This is a genomic window from Mesorhizobium sp. M7A.F.Ca.CA.004.12.1.1 (genome assembly GCF_003997835.1).
In the GTDB taxonomy this organism is placed as follows: domain Bacteria; phylum Pseudomonadota; class Alphaproteobacteria; order Rhizobiales; family Rhizobiaceae; genus Mesorhizobium.
Map to the genome: position 1 here is coordinate 1 of NZ_RZRK01000632.1, position 3,638 is coordinate 3,638.

Annotated in this window: 4 protein-coding genes and 1 pseudogene; all 5 read left to right on the forward strand. The window is 63.5% G+C overall.

Going from position 1 to position 3,638, the window contains the following annotated elements; translation table 11 throughout:
- Positions 1–647, forward strand: a pseudogene (locus tag EN984_RS26545) (DNA polymerase III subunit gamma/tau); the annotation flags it as partial.
- A 30-nt stretch (positions 648–677) separates the two neighbouring features.
- Entirely contained in the window at positions 678–1,001 is a 324-nt protein-coding gene (locus EN984_RS26550; protein WP_013527931.1) for a YbaB/EbfC family nucleoid-associated protein, read from the forward strand.
- A 27-nt stretch (positions 1,002–1,028) separates the two neighbouring features.
- A complete protein-coding gene (locus EN984_RS26555; protein ID WP_127272517.1) occupies positions 1,029–1,436 on the forward strand; it encodes a hypothetical protein in 408 nt (135 codons plus the stop codon).
- 135 nt (positions 1,437–1,571) lie between these two features.
- Positions 1,572–2,504 carry a cell wall hydrolase gene (locus EN984_RS26560; RefSeq protein ID WP_127272515.1) on the forward strand — a complete coding sequence of 311 codons (933 nt, stop codon included), beginning with the start codon at positions 1,572–1,574 and terminating at the stop codon, positions 2,502–2,504.
- Positions 2,505–2,731: 227 nt separating this feature from the next.
- Positions 2,732–3,337, forward strand: a complete 606-nt coding sequence (recR, locus tag EN984_RS26565) for a recombination mediator RecR (protein WP_027039603.1) — start codon at positions 2,732–2,734, stop codon at positions 3,335–3,337.
- Positions 3,338–3,638 lie beyond the last annotated feature (301 nt).

Genomic DNA, 3,638 nt, shown 5'->3' on the forward strand with positions numbered 1-3,638 from the left:
GCCATGTCCGTGACAGCACCCTGACCGACGGCGTTCTGGCGAAATCGGCGCCGCGCCCGAATGGGACGTCGGCAAGTTCCGGCAATGGCGGTGGTGCCAGCGCGGTGGCGCAGACGCGCATGCCATCCGGATCGGGCGGGGCACAGAGCATGCGGCTGGTCGAAGCCTCGCCTGCTGCCGTTGCCTACGTCGCTCCGCCGGAGCCGGCCATGGAATCGGCGCCGCTGAAGTCGCTGGCCGACATCATTGCGCTCGCCGACGCGCAGCGCGACATCGCCTTCAAGGTGCTGGTCAAGAGCTGCATCCGGTTCGTGCGTATCGAGCCCGGCCGCATCGACGTCGGCCTGACCAGCGATGCGCCCAAGATGCTGCTCAACGACCTGACGACGAAGCTTCGCGCCTGGACCGGCCGCAGCTGGCTGGTCTCGCTGTCAAAGGAAGAGGGCGGCCAGACGCTCGCCGAAATGGAATCGGCCAAACGCGAGACGGCATTTCTCGATGCCAAGAGCGATCCCACCGTGGCCGCCATCCTGGCGCGCTTTCCCGGTGCCAAGATCATCGACGTGCGCATTCCAGACGCGCCGGAAGCCGAAACGACAGAGGCTGAAGTGCCGGTAGAGCCGCCGGCTGACGACGATGAAACCTGATCCAGCCACGAATCCGCAAAGGACCCGACCATGAAAGATCTTCTCGGCCTGATGGGCAAGGCGAAGGAAATGCAGGCCAAGTTCCAGGCCATGCAGGACGAGATCGCCACGCTGGAAGCGTCCGGCCAGGCCGGCGGCGGCCTGGTCAATGTGACGCTGACCGGAAAATTCGAGATGAAGTCGCTGAAGATCGATCCGTCTCTGTTCAAGGAAGACGATGTCGAGATCCTGGAAGACCTGGTGCTGGCCGCTCACAACGACGCCAAGACCAAGGTCGAGCAGATCATGCAGGAAAAGACCAAGGCGCTGACCGCAGGTCTGCCGATCCCGCCGGGAATGAAACTGCCCTTCTAGCATTCGGCGCGCGCGCCCATGATCGCCATGACCGAAGAGCCCTCCGAAAGACTGATCGAGCAGCGTATCCGCAACAGGATCTACGAGATCCTGGAAATCCTGGCCGATTGTGACGACGGCGTCGATCTCGTCGGCATCAAGGGTTATTTCTACCTGTTCGAGGATTTCGTCCATCGCCCGTCGATCGAAGCCGGCACATCGGCGCTTTCAAAGGACGAGCGCGCGATCGTGCTGGAGATCGCCGAGTTCCTGGAGGCAGCGAGCGAGACAAATCCGGACTTCACCAAGGCTGAGTTCATAGACAGCGACTGGCCGGGAAAGATCGCGCCGACGGCCAGGGAGGCGCGGACGCTGTTCCTCCGGCGCGGCCTGTTTTCGGAGAAGGTCGAGGAGCTTGAGCCCGGCCAGCCGGCGGCCATTACAGTGGGGCACTAATTCACTTTTAGGTCATGCAACTGTACCAATTTGGCAACAGAGCCTCATCAATAACGTTTTGGCCATCATTTTGCCCGAAAGTGTCTCATTCTTGCCGCAGCCTGGGGGCGGGCATGGAAGTGAGAGGGTTACCTGTTGATTGCCACGCGATGGAAGACGCCGCTGTTGCTCGGCGCCGTCATTTCACCCCTGTTTTTGGCTGCCTGCAGCCAGACCACGTCACACGGCATGTCCGTCGCCAGCCTGACCGACGCCATCACGCCGGGTTTCCTGAGCTCACGGGCCTACAGCCATACGCCGAAGGACAAGGAATGCCTGGAACGGGCGATGTTCTTCGAGTCCAACCGCTCGAGCCGCGACGGCATGATCGCGGTCGGCACGGTGGTGATGAACCGGCTGCGCTCCGGCAAGCACGGCAGCACCATCTGCCAGGTGGTGGGCGAGCGTGGGCAGTTCGCCCCCGGCGTCATGACAAGGCCGATGAATTCACGCGCAATGCCCGATGTCGAAGAGGCTGCCGAGGCGGTGCTCAAGGGTGAGCGCAAGGCCAAGCTCAAGAACACCATGTTCTTCCACACCGCCGGCTTACGCTTCCCCTACAAGAACATGCACTACACCATGGTTGCCGGCGGCAATGCCTTCTATGAGAAGCGCGGCCGCAACTGGCAGCCGCTGCCGGACGAGCCGCAGGTCGCCATTGCCTCGGCGGCGCCGCAGAAGCCAGCGGAGCCGGTGACGATGGTCGCGTCCGCCGAGCCGGTGCGTCCGGCCAAGCCGGCGACCGTCCGGTCCGTCCCTGCCCAGCAGACCTATATGACCGCGGCCGCCGCGCCGACCGCGAAATCCGCGCGTGTCTCGGCGGAGCCGACGGTGGTGGCGATGCAGGAGCCGATGGAGGAACCGGATGCCGCCCGTTTTGGCGGAACCTTGAACACAAGGACAAGGGTCATCTCCTCGGTCGAGGACGCGCCGCAAGAGGCGTCTATGGGATTCCAGTCGACGCCTGAGAACACCGACGCTGTCGGCGCGATGATCGTCAGCCAGGGCCGGCCGCTCGAAGCCAACTGATCTGCGCTCTATGGTCTGTCCAATGGTCCGCCCGGCTAATATGGTGGTTCATGCGGATGCGGGATGTTCCAAAGCGCTCTGAAAAATCCTGGAGCGGTTCACCGTTTCGCGGAAACGGTGAACCGCTCCAGCTTTTCGTTTTGACGCAATTCCCAAGGGAAAGCGCTTCGCGCTTTTCCCGGGAAAACCGCTTCGCACTTTTCCTGGAATTGCTCTAGATCAGAGCGATGTCGAAGCGAATCGCCGGTCCCGAGATCGAACGTCTGATCCAGCTCCTGGCCAAGGTGCCGGGGCTGGGTCCCCGGTCGGCCAGGCGTGCGGCCCTTCATCTGATCAAGAAGAAGGAGCAGCTTTTGTCGCCGCTGGCCGCCGCCATGGCCGAAGCGGCCGACAAGGTGCGCATCTGCTCGACCTGCGGCAATGTCGACACATCGGACCCTTGCATGATCTGCACCGACCCGCGCCGCGATGCCGGCACCATCATCGTCGTCGAGGACGTCTCCGACCTGTGGGCGCTGGAGCGCGCGGCGGCGATGAATGTGCGCTACCACGTTCTCGGCGGCACATTGTCGCCGCTCGACGGCATCGGCCCCGACCAGCTCAACATGCGGTCGCTGGTCGACCGCGTCGCCGGTGGCGAGGTCAAGGAGATCATCCTCGCCGTCAATGCGACGGTGGAGGGCCAGACGACCGCGCATTACCTCACCGATCAGCTGTCCGGCTTCGACATCAAGGTGACACGGCTCGCGCATGGCGTGCCGGTCGGCGGCGAACTCGACTATCTCGACGAGGGCACGCTGGCCGCGGCGCTGCGCTCGCGGACGGCGTTTTGACAAAGTTGCGGCAGAGGATGCGGGTCATGATTTTTGCGCGTCCACCAAGGCTGGTGCCAAACACCCCCCTCTGTCCTGCCGGACATCTCCCCCTCAAGGGGGGAGATTGGCTGGCGGCTCAGCTTTCGATAATCACCCACGTTGCGGGCAGAGCGCCGCCCGTGAAGCTGCCGATCTCCCCCCTTGAGGGGGAGATGGCCGGCAGGCCAGAGGGGGGCGCGCCAGAACGCGGCCTTCGCCAGTTTTGTCTTGCATTCTTACTGGCTGCCCTTGCCTTCCTCTTCCTTTCCACCCCCGCCTC